The organism is Streptomyces sp. NPDC093544, from assembly GCF_040683495.1.
Taxonomy (GTDB): Bacteria; Actinomycetota; Actinomycetes; order Streptomycetales; family Streptomycetaceae; genus Streptomyces.
On the sequence record NZ_JBFBEA010000013.1, the window covers coordinates 57,662 to 84,365 of the forward strand.

At 68.0% G+C, this 26,704-nt stretch carries 22 protein-coding genes; 10 read left to right on the forward strand and 12 right to left on the reverse strand.

Annotated features, from left to right (window positions below; all coding sequences use genetic code 11):
* Window positions 1-14: 14 nt before the first annotated feature.
* Both AB0N66_RS20930 and AB0N66_RS20935 read left to right on the forward strand, forming a co-directional pair.
* Window positions 15-1,679: a serine/threonine-protein kinase gene (locus tag AB0N66_RS20930; RefSeq protein ID WP_365436999.1), complete on the forward strand. Its 1,665-nt coding sequence runs from the start codon at window positions 15-17 to the stop codon at window positions 1,677-1,679.
* Between the two features lie 148 nt (window positions 1,680-1,827).
* Window positions 1,828-3,585, forward strand: coding sequence for a serine/threonine-protein kinase (locus AB0N66_RS20935; protein WP_365437002.1), 1,758 nt, complete (start codon window positions 1,828-1,830; stop codon window positions 3,583-3,585).
* 37 nt (window positions 3,586-3,622) lie between these two features.
* Here AB0N66_RS20935 and AB0N66_RS20940 read toward each other — a convergent pair whose 3' ends face one another.
* Window positions 3,623-4,459, reverse strand: coding sequence for a hypothetical protein (locus tag AB0N66_RS20940; RefSeq protein ID WP_365437005.1), 837 nt, complete (start codon window positions 4,457-4,459; stop codon window positions 3,623-3,625).
* Window positions 4,460-4,793: 334 nt separating this feature from the next.
* On the opposite strand from AB0N66_RS20940, the gene AB0N66_RS20945 reads away from it, so the two are divergent.
* Together AB0N66_RS20945 and AB0N66_RS20950 are read left to right on the forward strand one after the other, a co-directional pair.
* Entirely contained in the window at window positions 4,794-6,527 is a 1,734-nt protein-coding gene (locus AB0N66_RS20945; protein ID WP_365437008.1) for a succinic semialdehyde dehydrogenase, read from the forward strand.
* A 168-nt stretch (window positions 6,528-6,695) separates the two neighbouring features.
* Window positions 6,696-8,444 carry a GMC family oxidoreductase gene (locus AB0N66_RS20950; protein WP_365437504.1) on the forward strand — a complete coding sequence of 583 codons (1,749 nt, stop codon included), beginning with the start codon at window positions 6,696-6,698 and terminating at the stop codon, window positions 8,442-8,444.
* Between the two features lie 126 nt (window positions 8,445-8,570).
* Here the strand turns inward: AB0N66_RS20950 and AB0N66_RS20955 are convergent, their stop codons facing one another.
* Both AB0N66_RS20955 and AB0N66_RS20960 read right to left on the reverse strand, forming a co-directional pair.
* Entirely contained in the window at window positions 8,571-9,611 is a 1,041-nt protein-coding gene (locus AB0N66_RS20955; RefSeq protein ID WP_365437011.1) for an LPXTG cell wall anchor domain-containing protein, read from the reverse strand.
* A 720-nt stretch (window positions 9,612-10,331) separates the two neighbouring features.
* Entirely contained in the window at window positions 10,332-10,625 is a 294-nt protein-coding gene (locus AB0N66_RS20960; RefSeq protein WP_365437014.1) for a chorismate mutase, read from the reverse strand.
* A gap of 444 nt (window positions 10,626-11,069) precedes the next feature.
* Here AB0N66_RS20960 and guaA point away from each other — a divergent pair, with 444 nt between their 5' ends.
* Window positions 11,070-12,650 (forward strand): glutamine-hydrolyzing GMP synthase, encoded by a 1,581-nt coding sequence (guaA, locus tag AB0N66_RS20965; RefSeq protein ID WP_365437017.1) that lies wholly within the window; start codon window positions 11,070-11,072, stop codon window positions 12,648-12,650.
* 20 nt (window positions 12,651-12,670) lie between these two features.
* Here guaA and AB0N66_RS20970 read toward each other — a convergent pair whose 3' ends face one another.
* Window positions 12,671-13,195 (reverse strand): pyridoxamine 5'-phosphate oxidase family protein, encoded by a 525-nt coding sequence (locus AB0N66_RS20970; protein ID WP_365437020.1) that lies wholly within the window; start codon window positions 13,193-13,195, stop codon window positions 12,671-12,673.
* 199 nt (window positions 13,196-13,394) lie between these two features.
* Between AB0N66_RS20970 and AB0N66_RS20975 the strand changes: the two genes are divergently transcribed.
* Window positions 13,395-14,189: a class II aldolase/adducin family protein gene (locus AB0N66_RS20975; RefSeq protein ID WP_365437022.1), complete on the forward strand. Its 795-nt coding sequence runs from the start codon at window positions 13,395-13,397 to the stop codon at window positions 14,187-14,189.
* 23 nt (window positions 14,190-14,212) lie between these two features.
* Here AB0N66_RS20975 and AB0N66_RS20980 read toward each other — a convergent pair whose 3' ends face one another.
* Window positions 14,213-15,094 carry a DUF4429 domain-containing protein gene (locus AB0N66_RS20980; RefSeq protein ID WP_365437025.1) on the reverse strand — a complete coding sequence of 294 codons (882 nt, stop codon included), beginning with the start codon at window positions 15,092-15,094 and terminating at the stop codon, window positions 14,213-14,215.
* Between the two features lie 279 nt (window positions 15,095-15,373).
* Here AB0N66_RS20980 and AB0N66_RS20985 point away from each other — a divergent pair, with 279 nt between their 5' ends.
* Together AB0N66_RS20985 and AB0N66_RS20990 are read left to right on the forward strand one after the other, a co-directional pair.
* On the forward strand, window positions 15,374-16,630 hold the full coding sequence (locus AB0N66_RS20985; protein WP_365437507.1) for a hypothetical protein: 1,257 nt from the start codon (window positions 15,374-15,376) through the stop codon (window positions 16,628-16,630).
* Window positions 16,631-17,214: 584 nt separating this feature from the next.
* The gene (locus AB0N66_RS20990; RefSeq protein WP_365437028.1) at window positions 17,215-17,751 is read left to right on the forward strand and encodes a DoxX family protein; all 537 of its coding nucleotides are present in this window, start codon (window positions 17,215-17,217) and stop codon (window positions 17,749-17,751) included.
* Between the two features lies 1 nt (window position 17,752).
* Here the strand turns inward: AB0N66_RS20990 and AB0N66_RS20995 are convergent, their stop codons facing one another.
* From AB0N66_RS20995 to AB0N66_RS21025, 7 genes are all read right to left on the reverse strand, one after another.
* Window positions 17,753-18,343 (reverse strand): recombinase family protein, encoded by a 591-nt coding sequence (locus AB0N66_RS20995; RefSeq protein WP_365437031.1) that lies wholly within the window; start codon window positions 18,341-18,343, stop codon window positions 17,753-17,755.
* A gap of 692 nt (window positions 18,344-19,035) precedes the next feature.
* Window positions 19,036-19,866 carry a helix-turn-helix transcriptional regulator gene (locus tag AB0N66_RS21000; RefSeq protein ID WP_365437034.1) on the reverse strand — a complete coding sequence of 277 codons (831 nt, stop codon included), beginning with the start codon at window positions 19,864-19,866 and terminating at the stop codon, window positions 19,036-19,038.
* On the reverse strand, window positions 19,863-20,390 hold the full coding sequence (locus AB0N66_RS21005; protein ID WP_365437037.1) for a DUF6879 family protein: 528 nt from the start codon (window positions 20,388-20,390) through the stop codon (window positions 19,863-19,865). Before AB0N66_RS21005 ends, AB0N66_RS21000 begins: the two co-directional genes overlap by 4 nt.
* Complete coding sequence (locus tag AB0N66_RS21010) at window positions 20,374-20,583, reverse strand: hypothetical protein (protein ID WP_365437040.1); 210 nt, start codon at window positions 20,581-20,583, stop codon at window positions 20,374-20,376. Before AB0N66_RS21010 ends, AB0N66_RS21005 begins: the two co-directional genes overlap by 17 nt.
* Window positions 20,584-20,911: 328 nt before the next feature.
* Window positions 20,912-22,459 (reverse strand): recombinase family protein, encoded by a 1,548-nt coding sequence (locus AB0N66_RS21015; protein WP_365437043.1) that lies wholly within the window; start codon window positions 22,457-22,459, stop codon window positions 20,912-20,914.
* A gap of 236 nt (window positions 22,460-22,695) precedes the next feature.
* Window positions 22,696-22,932: a hypothetical protein gene (locus AB0N66_RS21020; RefSeq protein WP_365437045.1), complete on the reverse strand. Its 237-nt coding sequence runs from the start codon at window positions 22,930-22,932 to the stop codon at window positions 22,696-22,698.
* A complete protein-coding gene (locus tag AB0N66_RS21025) occupies window positions 22,919-24,340 on the reverse strand; it encodes a PspC domain-containing protein (protein ID WP_365437048.1) in 1,422 nt (473 codons plus the stop codon). The genes AB0N66_RS21020 and AB0N66_RS21025 overlap by 14 nt, the downstream gene beginning before the upstream one ends.
* Before the next feature lie 141 nt (window positions 24,341-24,481).
* On the opposite strand from AB0N66_RS21025, the gene AB0N66_RS21030 reads away from it, so the two are divergent.
* Both AB0N66_RS21030 and AB0N66_RS21035 read left to right on the forward strand, forming a co-directional pair.
* Entirely contained in the window at window positions 24,482-25,825 is a 1,344-nt protein-coding gene (locus AB0N66_RS21030; RefSeq protein ID WP_365437051.1) for a PspC domain-containing protein, read from the forward strand.
* The gene (locus AB0N66_RS21035; RefSeq protein ID WP_365437054.1) at window positions 25,822-26,610 is read left to right on the forward strand and encodes a response regulator transcription factor; all 789 of its coding nucleotides are present in this window, start codon (window positions 25,822-25,824) and stop codon (window positions 26,608-26,610) included. The genes AB0N66_RS21030 and AB0N66_RS21035 overlap by 4 nt, the downstream gene beginning before the upstream one ends.
* Window positions 26,611-26,704 lie beyond the last annotated feature (94 nt).

Sequence of the window (26,704 nt, forward strand, 5' to 3'; positions counted from 1 at the left end):
GCATGATGGGGCGTATGGCGACCCATGGGGATCAGGGGGACGGCTTCCGTGTCATCGCGGGGCGTTACCGGCTGGAGGAGCGGATCGGGCGGGGCGGCATGGGCGTCGTCTGGCGCGCGACCGACCAACTGCTCGGCCGTGAGGTCGCGGTCAAGGAAATCGCCCTCGACACCACGCTCTCCGCGGACGAGGCCCGTCAGCAACGCGACCGCACCCTGCGCGAGGCCCGCGCAGTCGCGCAGCTGAGGCACCCGCACATCATCGTCGTGCACGACGTGGTCGAGGACGACGAACGCCCTTACATCGTCATGGAGTTGATCGAGGGCGGCTCGCTCGCCGAGCGCATCTCCGCGCGTGGCCCTGTGGACGCGCAGGAGGCCGCCCGCATCGGCATCGGCCTCCTCGGCGCGCTGCGTCGCGCGCACGACGCGGGTGTCCTGCACCGGGACCTCAAGCCCGCGAACGTGCTCATCGCGGAGGACGGCCGAGTCGTCCTCACCGACTTCGGTATCGCCCAGGTCGCGGGTGCGACGACGCTCACCGAGAGCGGGGCGTTCGTCGGTTCGCCGGAGTACACCGCGCCCGAGCGGATGTCCGGGGCGAGGACAGGCCCCGAGTCCGACCTGTGGTCGCTCGGCGTGCTGCTGTGCACTGTCCTGAGCGGCGAATCGCCTTTCCGCCGCGACTCGTTGGGTGGCATCCTGCACGCGGTCGTCGTCGACGAGATCCGGCCGCCGGCCCAGGCCGCGCCCCTGCTTCCCGTCGTACGGGGGCTGCTTGAGCGCGATCCCGAGCAGCGGCTCGACGCGGCGGAGGCGGAGCGGATGCTGCGCGCGTTCCGGGATACGGGGCGGACACCGCCGGTCACGGCCGGATACACGCCCACTCAGCGGGACATACCGGCGAGGACGCACGCACCTGCCCCGCCGTCCTCGCCTTCCGCGTCGCCTCCCGGGGCGCAGCAGCGCTCCACCCGGAGCATCCTCGTCGCCGCCGCGCTCGTCGCCGCGATGGTCGGGGCGGGTGTGTCGGCGGCGGCGTTGCTGATGAACGATGGTCGGGGTGGGGGAGGCGGTACGCCGGGACCTTCGAGTACGGCGAGCACGGGCACATCGGCGAGCGCGACGAGTACGGCGAGTACGGGCAGTACGGCTGGTACGTCGACGACCGGAGCGCCGGGGGCGTCCGCGAGCGCGTCGGGGTCGAGCTCGCCTGCCAGTCCCGCCGCCGTGCGCAAGGTGCCCCCGGGCTACCGCGTCGCGCCGGATCCGAGCGGGTTCTCGCTCGCAGTGCCCGACGACTTCACCCGGGAGCCGCAGGGGGAGCGGGTCTTCTACGTGTCGCCGGGGCAGACCTTCCGCCTCGGCGTCAAGGTGGCCGACACCGAACCGGACGGCCCACTCGCGGTGATGCTGCGCGGGGACGCCAAGGGGCCCGCCACGAACCCGGGTTACCGCGATGCCGCCGTCAGCTCGGCCACACACGGTGGACAGCCCGCCGCGTTCTGGGAGTTCACCTGGAACGGGTTCACCGAGACGGAGGGCGCGCGGCACACGTACGACCTGTGCTGGGAGGAGGGCGGCCGGATGTACGACGTGTGGGTGTCGGCGCCCGTCGGGAGGGCGACGGAGGCGAAGGAGTACTTCGACGTGGCGGTGGACACGTTCGTGGCGTCGTAGCGGCATTGCGTCATTGCGTCGAAGTGGTCGGTGGAAACCTTCGTATCCGCGTAAAGGGGAGATAAAGGGCGGCGCGCGCGTCACGGGTCTGTGACTGGAAAGCGACGGGGCTGGATGCCGAAGCGCTTGCCGCGATATGGATGGACTCATGAGCAATAACGGGGGAGTTCCTTACGGGGCCGATGAGCCAACGAGTTTCGGTCTGCAACCGCCGCGACCGGGTGTGCCCTACCCCGGTAACCCGTACGCCGCGCCGACCCAGATCGTCCCGGAGCAGCAGGAGCAGCAGGAGCGGCAGACGCAGCAGGTGGAGCAATCGCACCAGGAGCGGCAGCCGCAACAGGTGGAGCAATCTCACCAGGCGCAGCAGACGCAACAGGTGGAGCAACCGGACGAGTCCAAGCCGGAGCCGGGTGTGGGGCGTCTCGTCGCGGGCCGCTACCGCCTCCTCGCCAAGCTCGGCCACGGCGGCATGGGCACGGTCTGGCGGGCCAAGGACGAGACGGTGGACCGCGAGGTCGCCGTCAAGGAGCCTCGGATTCCGGACCATCTTCCTGAGCGTGAACGTGGCAACGCCTTCGAGAGGATGCGCCGGGAGGCGCGCGCGGCGGCGCGGCTCGACCATCCGTCGGTCGTGAACGTCCACGATGTCGCGGTTGTGGACGGACAGCCCTGGATCGTCATGGAGTTGGTGCAGGGGCGTTCGCTGGGCGACGCCCTTCAGGAAGGCACGCTCGGTGCCCGCGAGGCGGCGCGCGTCGGCCTTGAGGTTCTCGGCGCCCTGGAGGCCGCGCACGCGGCGGGCATCCTGCACCGGGACGTGAAGCCGGACAACGTCCTGCTCGGCCGCTACGGCCGCGTCGTGCTCACCGACTTCGGCATCGCCCAGATCGAGGGCGAGACCAACCTGACGGACACCGGCGGCTTCGTCGGATCACCCGAGTACATCGCGCCGGAGCGGGTGTTGGGGCAGCGCCCGGGCCCGGAGAGTGACCTCTGGTCCCTCGGTGTCGTGCTCTACGCGGCCACCGAGGGTGTCTCGCCCTTCCGCCGCAGCAACACCCCGGCGACCCTTCAGTCCGTCCTCAACTCCACGCCCGCGGCGCCCGCTTCGGCGGGCGGCCCGCTCGCCGAGACGATCAACGGTCTGCTGGACAAGGAGCCCTCTCGCCGCCCGGACGCGGCCAGGGTCCGGCGCCTCCTGGAGGAGGCCGCGCGGCCGCCCGCTCCTGCGCCGACGCAGGTCGTGCGGATCGCGCCCTCGGAGGGAGGCAAGGGGATCCGTGTCGGTCGCAAGACGCTGATCGGCCTGGGCGCGGTGATCGTCGCGGCGGCGGTGGCCGCGTACCTGGTGGTCGCGGATCCGTTCGCGGGGTCGTTGCCGGACGACTGGAAGCAGCAGGAACAGAAGGCGCTGGGCGCGACGTTGGCGGTGCCGGCGGACTACCAGGTGGGCAGGCCGGCCGCCGACGACACGGACAAGAACTGGGTCACGTACTCCGACTGGAGCGGCAGCATCTGGATCGGCCTGAACCTCGCGAAGAAGTCCGAGGACACCAGCGGCCAGATCAGCGCCAACTCTGCCGCCGAAATGTACGACGACGACGCCGAGTTCAGGGAGAGCGGCGCGTACGAACTCAGCATGCCTGAGGGCCCGAAGACGAAGACGGACCCGAAGGAGACCAAGTACCAGGGCAAGCTGTCCGCCGAGAACACGGTGACCTACACGACCACCGACAGCCAGAACCCCCGCCCCCGTGAGCTGAAGATCTTCTACTACAAGTCGACCAAAACGGGCGACATGTACAAGCTCACGATCAGCTACCCCGGCAAGGGCGACTTCACGGCACGCGGACGTGAAGTCGCCAAGAGGGCTATCGCGAACTTGGACATCAACAAGCTGTGAGGAAGGGCGGGGGCGGGGACCTGGCCGGCTCGGCGGTTCAGCTGAGCTTGGCGGCCTGGGCTGTGATGATCTCGGCCGGGATGTCGTAGTCGCCGGTGCCGGTACCCGGCTCGCCGGTGAGGGAGGCCAGACTTATCGAGTAGTACGTGGCGATCGTGCTGCCATGGCGTACGACCTCGCCCTTCACCACGACCTCGCTGCCTTCGGCGTCGACGGTCACCGCGAACGCGACCGATTCGTCGCCGCTTCCGGAGGCTTTGTCGGACGCGACCTTCGTGAACTTCTGGGTCTCACCGCCCGCCGTGGCGGTGAAACCGCTCGCGCAGCCCTCGACCGCGTCGGAGACGGAGGCAAGGGTTTCCTGGGCGCCCTCCCCTTCGTACGAGGAGAGCGAGACGAGCGTCATCGTGCTGTCGAGGGCACCGGTGATGTTCTCCATCGCGTCATCGAGCTCCTCATCAGTCATGTCCTCCAAACTCTTGCTGGAAGACGCGCTGGGCTCGACCTCCTCGGCGGCCTGCATGACCTGGCGGTTGAGGTACGCGGCCGAGTCGCCCGGCGCGAATCCCGTGAGGACGTAGGCGATCGGCGCGCACTTCTCGTCGACGACCTTGACCTCCTCCTTGGAGGAGGCGAAGTCCTCGGCTGTGGTCGGCGTGACCTCGTAGCCGTCGACGTCGGCCGTGGTGACGATCAGCTTCTCCAGCTCGGTGCTGCTCAGAGCCTTCGCGGCAGCCGTCGTCTCCTTCGCGCCGGCGGCCTTGTCACTGTCTCCGGAGTCGGATCCACTGTCGGAGCAGCCGGTGGCCAGGGCGAGCGACAGCACCGACGCGGCCGCTGCGACGCCGGTACGGGGCAGCGCGAATCTCTTCATTTTGAGCGTGTTCCTTTGGTGTGTTTCGGGTGTGCCACAAGTGAAGCTGGAATATGACTGCAAGATTAAAGGGAGCGTCAAGTGGTTACTCCTGCCGGGTCGTTCAGTGACATCTCGGGGAGAGCGGGCCCATCGCCGGCGCGGGTGACTCGAAGCCGGGTTCGCCGTCCGCCCGGACAGGGACGCACGCAAGTGACCAATCCTTGATCGCCGCACCCACAACGCCCTGATCAGCGCATTCGTTGCCAGCGATCACTGGCGTCGTGTGAGTACCCGGTGAAAGCCGATTACCGACGGGTACCCAAAGGGCCCCGCCGGGCATACCCTGCGGCTCATGACGGACTCGCAGGCCGCGGAGCAGGCCACGGAAAAGACCGGCACGGACGAGACGGCCGCAACGGACGAGACGGCCGCAACGGCTGCGACGGCCGCAACCGACGAGACGGCCGCAACCGGCGACACCAGTGCCACCGGGGAAGCCTTCGGCACCAACCCCCTCGCCCCCGCCCCCGCAGGCGCCCGCACGGCCGTCGATGTCGTCACGCCCGAGCTGGTCGCGCAGCTCACCAAGGGCGTCGTCGGATCCGGGCGGACCGCCAACCAGACCCCGTTCACGGGCGAGAAACTGGCCGATCTGCCCGAGTCCACCCCCGAGGACGTCGCGTCCGCCTTCGAGCGGGCCCGTGCCGCTCAGGTCCCCTGGGGTGCCACCCCCGTACGACAGCGCGCGGCCGTACTGCTCCGCTTCCACGACCTCGTGCTCGCGCGCCAGGCCGAGGTCCTCGACCTGATCCAGCTGGAGACCGGCAAGGCCCGGCTGCACGCGCACGAGGAAGTCCAGGCTGTCGCCGTGGCCGCGCGGCACTACGGGCGCAAGGCTCCCTCCTACCTCCGGCCCAAGGGGCACACCGGCGCCATCCCGACCCTCACCAAGGTCACCGAACTGCGCCACCCGCGCGGTGTCGTCGGCCAGATCGCGCCCTGGAACTACCCCCTGGAACTGTCGGTCGGCGACGCGCTCCCCGCCTTCGTCGCGGGCAACGCCGTCGTCATGAAGCCCGACACCGAGACCTGCCTCACCGCCCTCTGGGCGCGCGATCTGCTCATCGAGGCAGGGCTGCCCGCCGAGGTGTTCCAGGTCGTCCTCGGCGACGGACCCGTCGTCGGGCCCGAGATCGTCAAGCACGCCGACTACGTCTCCTTCACCGGGTCCACCCGCACCGGGCGCGAGGTCGCGCAGGGCGCCGCAGCCCGTCTCGTAGGCGTCTCGCTCGAACTCGGCGGCAAGAACGCCATGCTGGTCCTTGAGGACGCGGACATCGACAAGGCCGCCGCCGGAGCCGTGCGCGCCTGCTTCTCCTCCGCCGGTCAACTCTGCATCTCCATCGAGCGGTTGTACGTCCATGAGGACGTCGCCGATGTGTTCGCGGAGCGGTTCGCCGCCCGCACCAAGGCCATGCGGCTCGGTACGTCCCTCGCGTACGGGGCGGACATGGGCTCGCTGGTCGGCGAGCGGCAGCTGGAAACCGTGACCCGGCATGTGGACGAGGCCGTCGCCAAGGGGGCGAAGGTGCTGGCCGGAGGCGTCGCCCGCCCCGACATCGGCCCCTACTTCTACGAGCCCACCATCCTCGACGGCGTCGAGGCGCCCATGGTCGTCTGCGCTGAGGAGACCTTCGGTCCCGTCGTCTCCCTCTACCGTTTCAAGACCGAGGACGAGGTCGTCGCACTCGCCAACTCCACGGCGTACGGCCTCAATTCCTCCGTCTGGACCAAGGACGGCCGGCGCGGTCGCGCGGTCGCGGCCCGGCTGCGCACCGGAACCGTCAACGTCAACGAGGGCTACGCGCCCGCGTACGGCAGCGTCCAGTCGCCCATGGGCGGCATGAAGGACTCCGGCCTCGGCCGCCGACACGGCTCCGAGGGCATCCTCAAGTACACCGAGGCGCAGACCGTCGCCCACCAGCGGCTGCTGCCGATGGCGCCCTCGCTCGGCATGGACGACGAGAAGTACGCGGCGTTCATGAGCCGGAGCCTCAGGGTGATGAAGGCGCTGCGCTTCCGCTGACCCACTGGGTCCACTACTAGTTCTCAAGGTTCTCAAGGTTCTCAACGAGGAGAGCGGCACGTGTCACAGGAGAACTCTGTCCAGCAACCGGATGACGGCGATAACGGCGCGTACGACGGCGATGACGCCCCGTATGACAGCGGCGACGCCACGTACGACTACGACGTCATCGTCGTCGGCTCCGGCTTCGGCGGGTCGGTCACGGCCCTTCGGCTCACCGAAAAGGGCTACCGCGTAGGCGTGTTGGAGGCGGGCCGCCGTTTCACCCGCGGCTCGCTGCCCAAGAACTCCTGGGATCTGAAGAACTACCTCTGGGCACCCAAGCTGGGCCTGTACGGCATCCAGCGCATCCATCTCCTGGGCAAGGTCATGGTGCTGGCCGGTGCCGGCGTCGGCGGTGGGTCCCTGAACTACGCCAACACCCTCTACGTACCGCCCAAGGCCTTCTTCGAGGACCCGCAGTGGAAGGACATCACTGACTGGGAAGGGGAGTTGAAGCCGTACTACGACCAGGCCCGGCGGATGCTCGGCGTGCGGCTCAACCCGACCATGACCCCGTCCGACATCCATCTCAAGGCGGCCGCCCAGCAGATGGGCGTCGGCGACACCTTCCACATGGCGCCGGTCGGCGTCTTCTTCGGTGACGGGGAGGACGCGGACGGGACGGCGAAGGCCAGGCCCGGCGGCGAAGTGGAAGACCCCTACTTCGGGGGCGCCGGACCCGCCCGCAAAGCCTGCACCGAGTGCGGCGAATGCATGACCGGCTGCCGGCACGGCGCGAAGAACACCCTCAACGAGAACTATCTTCACCTGGCCGAGAAGGCGGGTGCCGTCGTCCACCCCATGACGACGGTCGTGTCCGTCACCGACGACTCGCAGGGCGGGTACGCCGTCACGACCCTGCCCACGGACGAGAAGCGCAAGGGCGAGGGGCGGATGTTCAAGGCCCGCCGGGTCGTGATCGCCGCCGGCACCTACGGCACGCAGACCCTGCTGCACCGCATGAAGTCGAGCGGCCAACTGCCGTACATCTCAGGCAGGTTGGGCGAGCTGACCCGCACCAACTCCGAGGCCCTGGTGGGCGCGCAGACCGACAACCGCCGGTACCGCAAGGCGCACGGCACGCCCAAGGCCGACTTCACCCAGGGCGTCGCGATCACGTCCTCGATCCACCCCGACGAGAACACCCACATCGAGCCCGTCCGCTACGGCAAGGGCTCGAACTCGATGGGCGGCCTGTCCATCCTCCAAGTCCCCTACACGGAGGGCTCATCGCCGTTTCTGGGATGGCTGTCCAACGCCGCGAAACACCCGCTCCTCGTGCTCCGTTCGCTCTCCAACCGTCACTGGTCCGAGCGGACCATCATCGGTCTTGTGATGCAGTCGGTGGACAACTCCCTGACGACGTACTTGAAGCCGACGGGCGCGGGGAAGGGACTGTTGACGGCACGTCAGGGACACGGTGCCCCCAACCCCCGGCAGATCAAGGCGGCTTCGGAGAGTGCGTCCGCGATCGCCGCCGAGATCAACGGCTTCGCGGGCAGCAACGTGGGCGAGCTGATGGGTACGCCGCTCACCGCGCACTTCCTGGGCGGCTGCCCGATCGGCGACTCGGCGTCCTCGGGGGTCATCGACCCGTACCACCGGCTGTACGGCCACCCCGGTATCTCCGTCGTCGACGGCGCCGCGGTCTCCGCCAACCTCGGCGTCAACCCGTCGCTCACCATCACCGCCCAGGCCGAGCGCGCGATGTCGTACTGGCCCAACAAGGGCGAGGCCGACCCGCGTCCGGTGCAGGGAGCGGCGTACGAGCGCCTCAAGCCGGTCGAGCCGCGGAGCCCGGCGGTCCCCGCGGACGCGTTCGGCGCACTGAGGCTGCCGTTCCTGGGGATGCCGACGGTGCCGCCGAAGTCGTAACCCCTGCCGCCGAAGTCCTGACCCCTGCCCGGCGCAGTCGCGCAGACAGAAAGAAGGACCTGCACCCCCCTCCGAGCGCAGGTCCTTCATTCAGCTGTGGCTAGTGGGCCGGCGGGCCGGGCCGCGTTACGCGGTCGCGCCACCCGACTTGCGGCGACGGACCACGTACACCGCGCCGACACCCGCGACGACGGCCACACCGCCGGTGAGGCCGATCAGCGGCAGTGCGGACGAGGAACCGGTCTCGGCGAGCGAGCCGGCGGCGTCCACCGTCTTGGCGTCGCTGATCTCCTTCGCGCCGCCGGTCTGCGGCTTGGCGTCCGGCGGGCTGCCCGCGTCGGAGCCGGCGGCGAGGATGTCGAAGAAGTAGATCCAGCCGTTCGGGTCGTCGGCGACCCAGCAGCCCTCGTCGTCCGCGTACTGGGCGAAGCCGCCGGTCACGCCGATGGCGTCCGGGACGTCGCCGCTGACGCTGAGGCGCAGCTGGTACGAGGTCGACTGGCCGGCGCCGAGCGAGAACGGGGTGAAGGTGCCGCCCTCACCCGCGGCGCCCGCGACCTCCCGCCAGGTGCCGGAGTCCTTGTCGAGGACCTGGACGCTGATCTCGCCGGAGTAGTCCTCCTCGTCGTCCCAGCCGATGGCCGCGACACCGATGAGCGGAGCGATGTTCGTGATGGTGTCGTCGCCGTCGTTGGAGACGTTGAACGAGAACTTCGTCCAGCCGCTGCCCGCGACGATCGTGTCGGGCAGCCCTGACAGGCCGCTGGTCAGATCGGTGCTGATCTGGGTGAGGTCGTTCCCGTCCTCGTCGACACAGAGCTCGGGCTCGTCGCCCTCCCCCGGGGTGCTCTGCGTGGGGGTCGGCGTGCTGCCGGGCGGGGTGCTGTCGCCGGCTGCCGGGGTGGTGTCCTCCGCGGCGGGCGACGTGTCCTCAGCCGCGGGAGTGGTGTCCTCCGCGGCAGGAGTGGTGTCCTCGGCCGCGGGGGTGGTGTCCTCCGCGGCGGGCGACGTGTCCTCGGCCGCGGGGGTGGTGTCCTCCGCCGCCGGGCTGCTCGTCGCCGTGGACGGGGACTCGGTGTCCGCGAACGCGGCCGGCGCCGACAACAGAGCGAGCGGGGCAAGGGCCGCCGTCGCGGCCGCAACGGCCATGGCACGACGAAGCTTCATGAAGACCTCGGGAAAGTCTGGTGCACCGCGAGGCCGCGGTACTCACGTGGGGGCCTTCGCGGTGGGGCGCGGGTGTGGCCGTTGGTTCAAGGGGTGTGACACGTGAAACCAGTGAAGGGTTGTGCCCGTCCTCACGGGATCTTTATGTGGGGTGGGTCACAGGATTTCCCGCTCATGGCGAAGGGCCCCGCGGGACGGAATCCGCGGGGCCCTTCGGCGTCAGCACCGACGTCAGGGCAGCGCCGGTGCCGGGGAGCGGCGCCGGGGGGTGCGCCGCTGGTCTGGGGGGCCGCCGGTCGGCGCCCCGGCGCGCTGGGGGCGCGCGCGTGGTGTCGACCATTGGCGGTACTGGGGTAATTCGGTTGTATTGCGGGGGACTTGGGCTGTTCTCGCATCGTGCGGGATGGGCGACGGACTCCGCAACCGTTACGACCGCATCTGAACAGATTCCGCCGGTCGGCCCCGGGCGTCCCCGGGGCCGGCCGTTCTCTTGGGTGACCGGGCTGCTGTCCCCTGCCGTCCGGTCCCAACCCTGGAGCGAGGTCCCACGACGCACGGCACGTTCCGTACGTCTCATCGCTCCAGCGAAAGCCACGCGTGGTTTTTTCGGGCCCGCCCCTGGCTGACACGGACACCGGGACCAACGAAGCCCCCGCGGACGCGGTCACGCGCCGTACGGGTGAGAGGGCATGGGTACGTGCGTGCGGCGCCGTACGGCACTCAGATACGGCCCCGGCACAGCTCCAGCAGCGTCATCGCCAGCGTCGTGCCCGGCTTGCCCAGCGCGTCCCTGTAGTGGCCGAGGATCTCCATCTCCCGCGAGAGGTTCACCCGGCGGCCTCCGGAGGAGATCCTGGCCTCCTGGATCACCGCCGAGACGGCCATCCGTTCCTGGACGAGACCGATGATCCGGTCGTCCAGGGCGTCGATGCGCTCACGGGCACCAGTGATCGTGTCGGCGGCCTCGTCGGTGCGGGCGCCGGTCTTGTCGAGTACGTCGGCTGCGTCGGCCATGGTGGGGCTCCTCTTGTGTCTTGTGGTGACGGGGTGCCCCGGAGCGGCAAGGTCCGGAAACGGCAAGCGCCCCGGGCCTTGTCGGCCCGGGGCGCCTGGGAAGTCGCTTGTCAGTTGCTCAAGCAGCACGACCATGGCAGCCGGTGGGCCGGTTGCCATAGGTAAAGACGAAGTTCGTCGCGTGCGTGAGCATGGGAGCAGTATGCAGGGGCGGGGCGTTCGGGCCAAGACGGTTCGGATAGTGAGACGGAGGGCTGGATCTTCAGCCCGTCCGGCGTTTGAGGACGAGCGCGTTCAGCGCGATACGGGGGTCTGGGGGCGGAGCCCCCGGATACGGGACGGGCAGGGGCGGAGGGGGCGAAAAAACCGCCCCAGCCAACCCCCACCCGCACCCCCGGTAGACTCAGCCCCACACACCCTTTGCTCACCGCCGGAAGGCAAACCGTGCCAGAAGTGTCCCCCGCCGCCCCCGACACCGTCCTGGTCGTCGACTTCGGTGCGCAGTACGCCCAGCTCATCGCCCGCCGCGTCCGCGAGGCCCGGGTCTACAGCGAGATCGTGCCGAGCACCATGCCGGTCGAGGAGATGCTCGCCAAGAACCCGGCGGCGATCATCCTCTCCGGTGGCCCGTCGTCGGTGTACGCGGAGGGCGCCCCCCGCCTCGACCGCGCGCTGTTCGAGGCGGGCGTCCCCGTCTTCGGCATGTGCTACGGCTTCCAGCTGATGGCGACGACGCTCGGTGGCACGGTCGACAACACCGGCGCCCGCGAGTACGGCCGTACGCCGCTCCACGTCTCGAAGTCGGGGTCCACCCTCTTCGAGGGCACCCCGGACGAGCAGTCGGTGTGGATGTCGCACGGCGACGCCTGCTCCGCCGCCCCCGAGGGCTTCACGGTGACGGCCTCCACGGACGTCGTCCCGGTCGCGGCCTTCGAGAACGACGAGAAGAAGCTGTACGGCGTCCAGCACCACCCCGAGGTGATGCACTCCACGTACGGCCAGCAGGTGCTCGAACACTTCCTGTACCGGGGCGCGGGTCTCACCCCGTCCTGGACCACGGGCAACGTCATCGACGAGCAGGTCGCGCTGATCCGCGAGCAGGTCGGCAGCAAGCGGGCCATCTGCGGGCTGTCGGGCGGCGTGGACTCCGCCGTCGCCGCCGCCCTCGTACAGAAGGCCATCGGCTCGCAGCTGACCTGCGTGTACGTCGACCACGGCCTGATGCGCAAGGGCGAGACCGAGCAGGTCGAGAAGGACTTCGTGGCCGCGACCGGCGTACAGCTGAAGGTCGTGGACGCGCAGGAGCGGTTCCTCGCCGCGCTCGCCGGGGTGTCCGACCCCGAGGAGAAGCGGAAGATCATCGGGCGCGAGTTCATCCGGGTCTTCGAGCAGGCGCAGGCCGACATCATCGCCGAGGCCGCGGCCGGCGAGGACGTCGCCTTCCTGGTGCAGGGCACGCTCTACCCGGACGTGGTCGAGTCCGGTGGCGGTACCGGCACGGCCAACATCAAGTCCCACCACAACGTCGGCGGCCTCCCCGAGGACCTCGAGTTCGAGCTCGTCGAGCCGCTGCGCAAGCTGTTCAAGGACGAGGTCCGGATGGTCGGCCAGGAGCTCGGCCTGCCCGACGAGATCGTCCAGCGCCAGCCGTTCCCCGGTCCCGGTCTCGGCATCCGCATCGTGGGCGAAGTGACCAAGGAGCGCCTCGACCTGCTCCGTGAGGCCGACGCGATCGCCCGTGAGGAGCTGACCGCCGCCGGTCTCGACCGTGAGATCTGGCAGTGCCCGGTCGTGCTGCTCGCGGACGTCCGGTCCGTCGGCGTCCAGGGCGACGGCCGCACGTACGGTCATCCGATCGTGCTGCGTCCGGTGTCGAGCGAGGACGCCATGACCGCCGACTGGTCGCGTCTCCCGTACGACGTCCTCGCCAAGATCTCGACCCGCATCACGAACGAGGTCGCGGACGTCAACCGAGTCGTCCTCGACGTGACCTCGAAGCCGCCGGGCACCATCGAGTGGGAGTAGTGCCGACTTAGTGCCGGGGCTCAGGTCCGTCTGAGGGTGCGCACCGGCTCTCCGGGCTTCCAGATCTCGACGACCAGATACGTGTCGTCCTCGACGTAGGTCCGTACGACCTCCGTCAGCTCGGTACGGAAGAGGTGGAACGGCTGCGGCGGTTCCACCTCTTTCACGTACGCGGCCTTCGCCGCCGAGTCGTCGGAGCTGTCCGAGTCATCCGAGTCGTCGGTCTCGTACGCCCGTCCGCTGATCCGGACATCGCCGCCCGCCATGGTGGTCCCCGGCCCCGGGTTCGCCTGGAGCGCGAAGCGCGGGTCGCGGCGCAGGTCCAGCGCCTTGAGTGAGTCCGGCATCATGCCGAGCCACAGCTCGCCGTGCAGGAAACGGACTTCGAGGCCGGAGGTGCGGGGGGAACCGTCCTTGCGGAGGGTCGCCAGGGTGTGGTGGGTGAAGGCCGTGAAGCGGTCCTCGACCGTGGTGGCCAGGTCCGGTTCCGCGGTGCTGAAGGCCGCCCAGGTCCAGTTCGTCGTCGTACGAGCCATGCGAGTCATACGTGGAGTCTCGCTCGGATACCCGACATCCTCTGTCCGGTATTCGCGTGCTCTCGGTGACTTTCCGGGTGCTCTCGGCGGTCGAGGGCACCCGGGACTCGTAACGGTTGCGCACTCTCTTCACCGAACGGCCCTGTTCTCCTGGGCTGACCGAGGGTAACTTCCGCTCCGTACCGGACACGCCAGTGCTGGAGGACATATGCACGGGCCCACCCCGCCCCTGCCCCTACCCACCGACCGGCTGCGGTTCGCCATGCCGCCGATGCACGAGTCGATGGACGACGAACGGCGGCACCGCCAGGAGCGGCTGGCCGGGGCGCTGCGGCTCTTCGGACGGCTCGGGTTCGAGGACGGGGCCTCCGGTCACATCACCGCGCGCGACCCTGAGTACAGCGACTGCTTCTGGGTGAACCCCTTCGGGATGCCGTTCAAGCACGTCACCGTGAGCGACCTCGTCATGGCCAACCAGGACGGCCAGGTGATCCAGGGCAGCTACCACGTGAACCAAGCGGCCTTCACCGTGCACGCCCAGGTCCACGCCGCCCGCCCCGACGTCGTCGCCGTCGCCCACTGCCACTCCGTGCACGGCCGCGCCCTCTCCGCCCTCGGCGACCTGCTCGACCCGATCACCCAGGAAAGCTGCGCCTTCTACGAGGACCACGCGCTGTACGACTCCTACACCGGCGTCGCCGTCGACGCCGACGAGGGCCGCCGGATCGCCTCCGCGCTCGGCACCGGCAAGGCCCTCGTGCTGCGCAACCACGGGCTGCTGACAGTCGGGGACTCGGTGGACGCGGCGGCCTGGTGGTTCGTATCCATGGAACGGTCCAGTCAGGTACAGCTCACCGCGCAGGCCGCGGGCCGGCCGATCCTCATCGACCACAAGCAGGCGGTCGCGACGCGGGAGCAGCTCGGCGGCGATCTGGTGGCGTGGATCAACTACCAGCCGTTGTGGCAGGACATCAGCCGGAGCGAGCCTGATCTTCTTTCGTAGGGGGTTCGCAGCCGGGGGGGGGCTCAGAACCCCCGGAGTACGGCCGCCTTCGTCGCCGTGAACTCCTCGTCCGTGAGTACGCCGTCGCGGTGCAGCTCGCCCAACTCCCGCAGGCGGCGCAGGAGTACGTCGTGATGGTCGGCCGGGGGCGGTGCGGCGGGCGCGGGTTGGGGGCGGTCCACGTACTCGCCCGTGCGGGTGGACGGGTGCGGCAGGCGTGCGGTGACGGCCGTGGCGACGAGCGCCGTGAGCAGGTCGCGGCGGGTGCTGCCCCACAGGTCGAGGGCGTACGGGTCCTTCTCCGTCGGCAGCTTGGAGAAGACGGTCTCGCCGGTCACGAAGCGCAGGAAGCCGTCCTCGTAACCGGAGTTGGGCAGCCACTCGACCTGTACAAGGTCACTCACGGCGATGATCCGCGGACCCGTCGCCCGCTTGACCCGGTCGGAGGTGTCCGCCCAGTCGATCCGCACCTGCGTGCCGTCGAACGACACCGTGCCGTCGCTGGAGCGGACCGAGACGGGGACCGGCGGGCCCGGGAGAAGGTACGTCTTCGCCGGTTCCTGGGGGATCTGGTCGAGGAGCAGCGCGCGGCGGATCTCCTCGGCGACGTACTCGGCGACCCCGGAACGGTCGATGTCGACCGCCAGCCGGTACGGGACGGCGGCGTCGGGCAGCCTGCCACCCGTCGCCTGGAGTAGCGGGTCGGCGCCCTCGCGCAGCCTCAGCCGCAGGCGGCCGCGCTTGCGTTCGGGTTCATAGACGATCCCTGAGATAGCCTCCAGGGGAACAGCGATCTCTCCGTACGTCTGCCGGAACAGCGGCACGGAGCGGTGCAGTCCCGGTGTGATCCTGACCGTGCTGCCATCGAAGGCCCAGGTCCCGTCGCGCTGGATGATCTCGGCCATACGCAAATTCTCGCAGCCGGGTCAACACGGGCGCTTGTGCTTCACCCGCGCTGACCAGACCTGCCGGATGCGGGCCGTGTTCCGTACGGCACAATGCGCTGTCATCGCGGCGCAGTAGTAAGGCAGTTGTACGGCAGTCAGGCGTACGGACGGTCTGGCCGCACGGGAGTTCTTGGCGCGGGGAAGGCGGCAGCGGACGTGGCGGTGCAGGAGGCGAGACACGGCGCGGAGCGTGGTGCGGGGGGTGGCGTGGGGCGCGGTGACGGGCTTGGCGCCGGGCTGGGTTCCGGGCAGGGCGCACACGGGGGTGGGTGCACCTGCGGGGACTGTCCGCACGGCGCGCGCGAGGGGCATCGGCGCGCTGTCGCCGCATTCCTCGCGAAGCGCGACGAGTTGGCGTCCGGGTACGGGCTGCCCGCCGCCGTCGCCCACTCGGCGTCCGCGTCCCGGCAGTGGGTCTCCGACGAACTCACCCAGTCCGCGGACATCGTCGCCGAGCGTGGACGCGTCGACGGCGAGGCGTGGCTCGGGCGGCTGTGGCGGCGTACCGCCTTTGTGGTGTGGGGAGTTGTCGTCGCGCTGCTCCTGGTGCAGGCGCTCACCGCGATCGGTGCGGGGTGGACGGCCGCGCGGACGGCCGGGCTGCTCGCCGCGCTTGTGACGGGCGGGGCGTTGACCGGGGCGGGGTATCTCCACCGGGCGCGTGGCGGTGCCCTCGCTCCCCTCATCGGCGAGGACAACCGTCTCTCCACCTCGCGTGTGGTGGCGGGGGGTTGGGTGCTGTTCGTGGTGTACGCGGTGCTTGTGCTCGTCGGGCAGTTGGCGGCGGCCTCCGCGCACGGCACCCGCGACGAGCTGATCGCCGGTCTCGATCTCGCCCGGGGCGCCGGTGTCGTGACCGTCGTCGCCGTGGTGTCCGGGATCGCTGTGCTGGTACGGCGGGTGGTGGGGCTGCGGGTGCTTGGGCAGCGGCTGCAGAAGGTGCGGGCTGATCGACCGCGGGCGTCCGATCTTCTGACGGACGACTCCGGGCGGGGGTCCTTCGCGGACATCCAGTACGTGGTGATCGTTGCGGTTGCTCTCGTGTTCGCGGCGGTGCGGCTGGCCCGGCGGCCCTCGCAGTTGCCGGATCTGCCGTGGGGGCTGGCGTTGCTGGTGCTGGTGTCCGCCGCCACCTATCTCGCCGGGAAGTACGCCGAGGGCGGGAAGCCGGTGATCCTCTCCGTCGTCCGCGCCCGTGAGGCGGGCGACCTCGACGCGCCGATCCGTACCGGGGACGACATCGAGATCCGCGGGGCCGGGTTCGTGCCGCCCGGTGCGCAGACGGCGGACCGGCTGTCGCGGATGGTGGTGCGGATCGGTCCCGTGCATGTCCATGTGCCGTTGGTTCCCGTGGCCGGGGGGTTCAGCAATCCCACGGATGCGGTGCTCACTGTGCCTGTGCCGGTCGATGTGGAGCCGGGGCGAGTGGAAGTGCAGGTGGTTACTGCTGCGGGGGTTGAGACGAATCGGTGCGTTATTGATGTGACGGATTGAGGGTGGGGTGTGCGGGTGCGTGGCTGCGGTCTGCTGTCCGGTGTCCGGTGGGTCGGGGGCGTGCCGGTACGTCCCGCCCGTCGCCGCTGGATCAGGCGTTGGGCAGGTGGCGGGGGTCCGGTGACGCGGACGTACGCGACGGGCATGTGGACGTACCGGCACGCCCCCTTCCGTGGTCTTTCGGCTGCGGGCCGCGCAGTAGCGCCTTCCGGCTCCGGCCCAGCGTCTCCCCTCCGTCCGGCGCTTGAAGGCCGGGTAGTTCCATCCCGAGCCCCCACCCACCCATGGGGGCTTCTTCACTCTTCATCCCCGGCCGAGGAGAGATCGTTCAGCCCGTCCGGCGTTTGAGGACGAGGCCGTTCAGGCCGATGCGGGGGTCTGGGGGCGGAGCCCCCAGGTACGGGTTGGGTAGGGGCGGAGGGGGCGAAAAAACACGCTGGCCACCCTCGCCCGGTGGCATAGCACCCCGGTCGCTGGACGGTGGACAGGAAAACGGGCACCCCGAGGCTTGAGCGGGGGCCTGCTGTCGTACGTATGGTCTGTTGAGGGGTCAACGGAACGCGGGCGAGAGGCGGCGGAGAGCGATGACTCACGGTATGCGAACGGACACCCCCGGTCCCTATCTCGATGGGGGGCGGGACTGGCGGGACACCGCCACCCGATACGCCCTGCTTCCCCTGCGCGTCTTTCTCGGCGTCACCTTCATCTACGCCGGCCTGGACAAACTCACCGACAGCGCGTTCCTGTCGGACTCCGGCGCCGGCTCGATCGGCGACATGATGCGCACCGTCCGGGACTCCTCGGCGATCCCGGCCCTCGTGGACCTGTCGCTGAAGAACCCCGTCGGCTTCGGCTACGCCATCGCCTTCGGTGAGCTCGCCGTCGGCATCGGCACCCTGATCGGTCTGCTGGCCCGCCTCGCCGCGTTCGGCGGTGCCCTCATCTCCCTCAGCCTGTGGCTGACCGTGAGCTGGGCCGCCGACCCGTACTACTACGGCAACGACCTCCCGTACATGTTTTGCTGGGTACCTCTTGTGCTGACTGGGGCGTCCGTCTGGTCATTGGATGCCCTGATAAGGCGCCGACGGCGTGGACGGGGCCATGCGGGGGCCTGGCGGTAAGTCAGAGCTGCTCCTGGTCGGACATGTGCCGGTACAGGGTCGCCCTGGACACTCCCAGAGCCTTCGCTATGTCGTTGACGCTCTCGCCCTTGGTCTTCCTTGCCTTGGCCATGACGAGGAGATCATCAGTGATGACCGTGGGGCGCCCTCCGGTGCGCCCCAGTGCCTTGGCTGCTTCGAGTCCGGCCTTGGTCCTGTCCTTGATGAGGGAGCGCTCGAACTCTGCCATGGCGGCAATGATCTGGAAGAAGAGACGGCCGTCGGCAGAGGTCGTGTCTACGGCACTGAGGGCGCCTGTCAGCACCTTGAAGCCGACGCCGCGTTCCCTCAGGCCGTCCACGATGCCCACAAGGTCGATGAGGGACCTTCCAAGCCTGTCGAGCTTCCAGGCGACGAGAGTGTCTCCCTCCCTCAGGTAGTCGAGCACGGCAGTCAGTTCAGGACGATCGGTGTTCTTGCCGGATGCCTTGTCTTCGAAGATCCGAGAGCATCCCGCTGCGGTGAGTGCATCCCTCTGAAGCTGCGCTTCCTGGTCGTCGGTTGAGACTCGGGCGTAGCCGATGAGGTGACCGGTAGTGGTGTTCGTCGTCACGCCCCGAGCGTCTCGTAACTCGTCTCAAAACTTCAAGTCGTCTCACGTGGCTGTGAGACGGGTTTTGAACACCTCTGGGGGTCTTTGTGGGTCTCGTCGTCCACCGTCTCGCAAACCAAGGTTTCTGAGACACCCTTCGTTGTGTCCTGAGACGTGCACCCGGGGGTAATGGCGGCGGGAATCCCTCGCAGGGACCGCAGGGGCGGGTTCCTCCGATGCTGTACGGGTATCAGGACTTGCTGCGCTCTGTGCACCGTGTGCATTGGCAGGGAGGCCAAGCAAGTGTGATGAGGGGTTGAAGATCGTCCGTCGTGGACACCGTTCGCTCCGGATCCCAGGTCTTTCCTGAGTCACGGGAGACGTGCATGGTCATCAAAGGGCGATCGTCGAAGAGCCCAACTGCCTTCTTCGGGCTCATGAGTTGTGGGCCTTGGCGTGATGCTGGCGCGGCTCGACGTTCGCATCGGAGACGGCGCTGTAGTCGCCTCTCGACCGGGAATTCTTTCGACGTACGCAGATGCCGAGACAGGTGCCGCATCCTGATACTGCTCTTGGCTCTGGCGGCAGTTCGGTGAGTCCATATCCCTGAGGTTGCTGTGTGCTCGCCATTAGTCCTCCCCGGTTTCGTGACCCATTCATGGTCCACCGGTTGGCGAGCAACGCCGATCATTATTCCCGTTCCTGACTAAAGATCATCGGTAGTGTTCTGCGCACTGCCCAAGCAGTTCTCTTGCTTCACCTCCGAAGAGGGCGTGACGCCCGAACGAGGTAAAGACGGAAAGATACTCAGAGATGTCACGGGGATCACGAAAGACCATGCGACCGGTGAAGTTCTCGACCGTGGCCAACCGATCGTCGTAGATGGTGAAGGTGTTCATCGGGCCGCGGGGCATCACCGTCCCCGTCGGGATAACTCCCATACGGATGTTGGGAAGGTGGGAGACTGACGCAAGGCGGTCAATCTGAACGGCCAGGGCGGAGTGCGGGACGACGGCCCATCTGACTGCCTGTTCCGTGAGGAGAAACGTGAACGTCTTCGTTGTGTCGTAGAGAACGGCCTGACGCTCCAGCTTTCTCGCCATGGTCTTGGAAGGGTCGCCCGGTGTGTGGCTCAGGCTGGCACGGATGTATTCCGGTGTCGCCAACAGGCCTGTGACCATCGCTGGCAGAAAGTATCTCAGCTCCGTCGCTTCGGACTCCAGTGAGGCCAACTCCGCCTGACGCTTCTCCATCCCCCTACGCCAGGAAGAGCGTTTGTCCTGCCATTCGGTGTTCGCGATTCGAGCAAGTGCAGTGATCTCGGTGACTAGTTCAGCAGGAGCATCCAGAGCTCGAAGGATGCGTTCGACGTCCACGAGCTTCGGTGTCTTCTTGCCAGTCTCGAACTTGCTGATCTGGCTCTGGGACATGTTGCACCGCATTGCGAGCCGATCCCCTGTGAGACCGGCTCGCTTGCGCAACTCGCGGAGCTTTTCTGCCAGATCAGTCTTCGACTGTCCTAGCTGCTCAGGGTCGAACGTCACTCGTCACTCGGATCTTTCACGTACTCGAAGAACGGTACGGAGTGGGTCAGGGCTATGCGTTTCCACTCCAGATACGGGGTGATGTTGCCAGCGAACAACTCCCGGTTTATCTGTGTCCCGTCAGGTCGGAAGTTGAGGTGCGCCACTCGTGTCTCGTCGAACATCCACCAGTCGGTTCCCGAGATTGGTAGTCCGTAGTCATCATGCGTGACGTCCAGGACTCGGATGTCCTCCCCTGCTTGGATGTTTCCGGGGATCCCCCAGGCGAATTGATATCGCTGATAGTCCGTCAATGGCTGGCGCACGATCCGTACTCGCCCGATGGTCCGCCCAGATGCCACGTAGTCGTGAACACGCTCATGCCAGCGTGAATTGTGGTCGGCAGGCTTGGGTTCCCCCCGAAGGAACCGAGCAACGTTCTCGGTCTCCTTGGGCATGGTGTACGTGGGCTGAGCCTCGAACCGCCAGGCGTCACGCTGGAAGGCGTCGAACGTCCTGCGCCACTCATCACCATCCAAGGGCACGTACGGCCTCCCTGAGCACTGCTTCGGGGACCTCCACCAGGGCCTCACCCTCGGGCGGCTGGAAGGCGCTGGACGCGTCCCCCTGGACCACGATGGAGCCGCTTGCCGTGCGGTAGACGTTCGGGCAGTCGTCGTCATCGCAATTGGGTCCGTCGAACTTGCCAGTGAGACGGGTCAGTTCCTCACGTGCCATGGTGCCCCTCGTCTGTGACCCCTGTTGGGGCTCTTGCTGATCGACGCTACGTAGGCTGTTGTTCCTCGTCCATGCCGGAACCGAACTATTCCTGATACGGAATAAACGATCTTTGACCACGCTGCCCCTCGACCTGTGCGGTCCCCCGAGGGACGCTGTCGGCCGCGTGCGGTGTGACCCTGCTCTCAGATGCTCAGGCTGCTGTCCCGGAGCTGAACAAAGGACGCGTACATTATTTATGTGGGGGGTTGTATATGCCCCCCACGAAAAGAGCCTCTAGGAGTCGCTAGTACTAGTGAGCATCCCCTCAAGAGGGATGCCCTCTGAGTCAGTGAACAGTGAATGGCTCGCTTCTGTTTCCTAGGTCCACCTCTCCACCGAAGTCGGTGGTGTTGGAGACCCCCTTGGCGAGGGGATGTAGCCTGATGCTGATTCCTGCCTTCAGCAGGTGACGTGTCCTCTCGGCTTCATTGCCTTTGTTCCTCTCCCACATATGACGGAAGATCTCCCCGGTGTCCCGGTACTCGTACCTATCCGGCTTGTCTCCTTCGGCCGCCAGGGAGTCGTGTTCTTCGTAGAGTGCCGCAATCTCTTCCTCTGTGGCCTTCTTTGCGAATCCCGATGAGTTCTTGCCGCCAGGGCGGATGGACCTCTGGAGTTCCGTTACGTACTCTTCGATCTCCCGGAGCCTCTGGGAGTTGTTGGAACCCTTGACGTAGTGGCGCTCATGCATAGGGAAGTCCCCGATGGTTCCGAGGATCATCGTCTCGACGAGCTCCTCTACTTTCTCCGCCCGGAAAGCGTACCCCTTGCCGCAGGAATCCCGATTTGCTGACTTATTGCATCGGTACACCGGCTTGCCCTGCTGTCGCTCCGGGTTGAAGAGGTACAGGTTCTTGCCGCACCCTCCGCAGAGTACAACTCCGCGATAGGCAGTCGTGTTCTTTGTGGAACGGCGGGCGGCACCAGGGCGTCCGTTCATCTCATGCTGAAGCTTCGCCCATTCATCGTCTGTGAGGATGGGGTCTGCCATCCGGATCTTCCCCTCGGAAGTGAGGATAGGTTGAGAGACCCCGTACTTCTTTCCGGGAATCTTCACCTCCTCGCACTTCCAGCCTAGGATGGTTTCAGACCTAAGAATGTTAGTGAGAGTACGGCTCCGCCAAACAGGCATAGGAGTCCCGTTTTTCTTTCGGCGATCTGACATTCTCTCGCCCGCAGGGGAGGGAAGTCCTCTGGTATTGAAGTCGTCGCAGATAATGGAGTAAGGCTCCCCGTCCTCGACTACTCGCTTGTACATCTCCCGAATGGCTTGCCTTTGATTATCTCGGACTTGAAGCCTCATTGCGCCATCGGTGTCACGGAAGGACTCGTAGCCGTAGGGTGGTTTTCCCTTGGCCCAGACGTTCTTTGACTTCGCGTAGCTCTGGAACGACTTGACCCGCATGGAGATGTTCTGGGCTTCAGTCTCGGCGATAGCCGCGAACAGCTCGATGATGACGTGCCGGAAAGGGCCGATCATGTCGAGCACAGGTTCTTTGACTGAAACCAAGGCCTTGCCGCCGTGTGCAGTCGCCCACTTGATCATGTCTTGCATGTCGACGACCTTGCGGACGAATCTGTCCATCTTCCAGAACAGCAGCAGATCGAATTCTGGAGCCCGGTTGTTCAGCCACTCCCCGAGTCCCGGTCTCTCGAAGGGATGGGACTTGGTGGCGGAGATGTGAGCGTCTCTGGCTACGCCTACCACCTGCCAACCGAGATGCTGCCTCTCGTTCACATAGGCCGTGCAGTCGTGGAGTTGTCGTTCCAGCGAGGTGGACGCATCGGTCTCGTTGCTGATCCTGAGGGCGATCAATACACGCACAGGCTTCATGGATGGGACCCTATAACAGCGGTACGCAAGTGACCTGATCTATCTGATGGCCTGGCTGCCCCTGGTGCTGGCAGGCGCCTCGGTCTTCTCCCTGGACGCGGCCCTGAGGGCGAGGCGCAGGCAACGGGCCGGCGGTTATCGCTAGGAGCTAGGGCCTCCGGCCTAGGTGCGTCCGTCCCGGTGCCGGTGGGCGTTCCGGCAATGGTGGGCGGGCGCAGGGGAGACGTTCGACGGGGCTATCTCCCCTCGCCCGGCGTCGCCGCCGGTTCTCGGCGTGCCCTGCGGCGTCTCCGTACGGCGTGGGTCAGCAGGGCCACCGCGCCTGCTAGGCAGAGGCCGAGTGCGACTACGGGGATTATCGCGAACCATGGGGTCTCCCAGAGGCCGCCCGCGTCGCCGGCGTAGATGACGCCCGCGAGGGTGAGGAAGCAACCCGTGATCAGCTTTCCGGGCTGGAACTCATGACGTCGCACGGGTTACCTCCGCCTGGCCCACGCCGACCTGGAGGTCGAGGTCGAGCGTGCCGCCGTTCTTGTCGGTGGTCGTGGGTGAGAGTGTCACGCTCTTGTGCTTGCCCGGCTGCACGTCCACGTCCTTCTTGTCGTCGCCCGGCAATTGGATGTCTCCGACGCCGACATCGACGGTCAGGTTCACGGTCACGTCCTTCGGGACGATCACCTTGAGATGGCCCGCGCCCACCTCCGCGTTCGTCGACACCGTCTGGCCCTTGGCGAGGTCGAGGCCCGTCAGGTCCAGGGTGCCCACGCCTGTGCCGAGGTTGTACGCATCCTGCACGTCGGCGGCGGTGGCGGGTGCCCAGTCCGTTCGTACCCAGTGCGTGCTGATGTCCTTAGGCAGCGCGGCGGAGCCTGCGAGCAGGCCCGCGGTGATCAACGCGAGGAAGATCGAGCCCGCGCCCGTACGCCCCTTGAACGCGCTGATCGCGATGCCCAGGCCGAACACGATCAGCGCGCAGGCCAGGCCGGTCTGCAAGCTGGTGCCGAGCGTGTGCTCCTCCCACGTCAGGCTTGTGCCGAGGATGCCCGCGATGAGTGCGAGCACGAACACCCAGCCGCCGATCCAGCGCGGGCCGGACGGCTTCGGCTGCCGTGCCGTGCGTATGTCCGGGCGGCTTGTGCCCCGGGCGATGTTGAGGGCTGCCGCCACGTCACGGTCCCGCGTGTCCTGCGGTCCCCACAGATAGCCGGTCCCGCCCACATGGGATCCGTCTTTGACGATCGGGTCGCGCCACCAGGAGGGGTAGGAGGCGGGGACGGGTGGCGCCTGCGCCTCCGGTGGGGCGTCGGCGACGGCCTGGGCGGCGAGTGGGTCGGGGTCGGGGGCGCCGCGCTGCTGCGACCAGAACCCCGCGCCTGCCAGGAGCAGGGCGAGGACCACGGCGAAGGTCAGCACCCCGCCGTTGTTGAGCATCGAGAGGAACACTCCGCAGCCCACCAGGGCGAAGAGCACGGCCGTCAGTGCCTGACCGTCCACGCGGCCGGTCAGGAGCTTGCGTACCTCGTTCTCCTCGTCGTCGTCGTACGGCACGAACAGCCAGACGAAGCCGTAGAAGATGAGGCCGATGCCGCCGGTCGCGGAGAGCACCGCGAGAACGATCCGGAAGATCACCGGGTCCATGTCGCACTGCCGCCCCAGCCCGGCGCACACCCCGCCCAGCATCTTGTGGCGCCGGTCGCGGCGGAACTTGAGGGGCGTGCCTGGTGCGGTCGTCGCCGACCCGGCCGTGGCACCGTCCTCGTGCGCGCGCGGCTCCTCACCCGGGGCGGAGGGCACGGCGTCCCGCGGCCCGGGGCCCGGGGGCGGGCCGGCCGGGCCGCGGGCGGGATCCGGCTCCGCCGCCGCGTGCTGGTGGTCTGTCATGCGTCCATGGTGACGGGCGGGGAGGCGCGGCGGCAGTCGGGATGACCCTGGCCGAACCCTGATTTCGGCCCTGAGGGGGGCGGGGGAGCTGTTCGATCAGCGGATTCTCGAAGATCAGGGGAGTCTCGGGGGTCGACCCTGATGCCCGGGTCCGCCGGGCGTGTGAACATCGATGGCATGCCGGAAGCCGCAGCCATCTCCCTGGACGCCCCGCGGCCCCCGCGCAAGCTCTACCGCAGCAGCGACGGACGCTGGCTCGGGGGCGTGGCGCGAGGGCTCGCCGGGCATCTCGGGCTGCCGGTGATCTGGGTTCGGCTCATGTTCGTCGGCCTGTTCATGGCGGACGGGCTGGGCGCGCTGCTGTACGCCGCGTTCTGGTTCTTCGTGCCGCTCGGAGTGGGCGGGGTGGGAGGAGCCGCCGGGGCCTCCGGCGGGCGTACGCCGGGCATCTCCACCGAGACCGCTCCCGACGGCCGTCGCAGACTCGTGGCCCGCAAGCCGGACAAGGGGCAGATCGTCGCGCTGCTCCTCATGGTCGTCGTGGCGATGGTCTTCGTCGGCAATGTGAATCTCGGTGGCGGAGCGAAGGCGTATCTGTGGCCGACCGTGCTCGTCGGCGCGGGCGTCGCCCTGGTCTGGCGCCAGGCGGACAACGCGCGGCGGGCCCGCTGGGTGGAGGTCGGCCGTCGTCGTCGTACGCTCACGCTGCTGCGTTCCGCTGCTGGTGTCCTGCTGGTCACCACCGGGGTATCCGGAATATTCGTCCTCCAGGGCTCGGCTGCCCACCTCGGCTCCGTCCTCCAGGCCGCACTCGCGGTTCTGGTCGGTATAGCGCTGTTGGCCGGCCCCTATCTCGTACGCATGACACAGGACCTCTCCGAGGAGCGCCTGATGCGTATCCGCGCCCAGGAGCGGGCCGAAGTCGCCGCCCATGTCCATGACTCGGTGCTGCACACCCTGACCCTGATCCAGCGCAACGCGGACAATGGGAACGAGGTACGGCGCCTGGCCCGCGCCCAGGAGCGCGACCTGCGCACCTGGCTCTACAAACCGGAGGGCACGGGAAAGGACGAGGCCGAGGAGCCTGACACCCTCGCCGAGGCGGTCCGGCGCAACGCCGCGGAGGTCGAGGACAAGCACGGCGTCCCCATCGAGGTCGTGGTCGTCGGCGACTGCCCCCTCGACGACGGTATTTCCGCGCAGATGCAGGCCGCGCGGGAAGCGATGGTGAACGCGGCCAAGTACGGTGGCGAGGGCGGCGCGGTACAGGTCTTCGCCGAAGTCGAGGGCACCACGGTGTTCGTGTCCGTCCGCGACCGCGGCCCCGGCTTCGACTTCGACGCGATACCCGCCGACCGCATGGGCGTCAGAGAATCGATCATCGGCCGCATGGAGCGCAACGGCGGTACGGCGCGGCTGCGCGCGGTGCCGGACGGCGGCACGGAGGTCGAGCTGGAGATGGAGAGGGCGGAGAGGACGTCATGAGTGACACGAATGGGCCTGTGGAGTCCGGCAGTTCTGCCGGCGGCGAGGAGACCCCTTCGGCTGCCGCCGCATCCGGAGAGGCCGCGAACGTGGCCGGGTCGGCCGCTGTCGGTGCCGGAGGCGGGCGTCATGCGCGGGTCGTGCTCGTCGACGACCACCGCATGTTCCGTACGGGAGTTCAGGCCGAGATCGGGCAGACCGAGCGGACCGGCGTCGAGGTGGTCGGCGAGGCCGCTGACGTCGACCAGGCGGTCACGGTCATCACGGCCACGCGGCCCGAGGTCGTTCTGCTCGACGTTCACCTGCCGGGCGGCGGCGGTGTCGAAGTGCTCCGTCGTTGCGCCCCGTTGATGGGTGACGCCGAGCAGCCGGTCCGCTTCCTCGCACTGTCCGTGTCGGACGCCGCGGAGGACGTCATCGGTGTGATCCGCGGCGGCGCCCGGGGCTATGTCACCAAGACGATCACCGGTGCGGACCTCGTGGACTCCATCTTCCGCGTCCAGGACGGCGACGCGGTCTTCTCGCCACGCCTGGCGGGGTTCGTCCTCGACGCGTTCGCCTCGACCGACGCCCCGCCCGTCGACGAGGACCTCGACCGTCTCACCCAGCGCGAGCGAGAGGTCCTCCGCCTCATCGCCCGCGGCTACGCCTACAAGGAAATCGCCAAGCAGCTGTTCATCTCCGTCAAGACGGTCGAGTCCCATGTCTCGGCCGTACTGCGGAAGTTGCAGCTCTCCAACCGGCACGAGCTGACCCGGTGGGCCACGGCGCGACGTCTGGTGTGAGTGAGTGAGTGAGTGAGTGAGTGAGTGAGTGAGTGAGTCGACGAGGCGGACGACGGTTCGCGGGGGCCGTACGGCGTCCGGTGCGCGGTCGCCC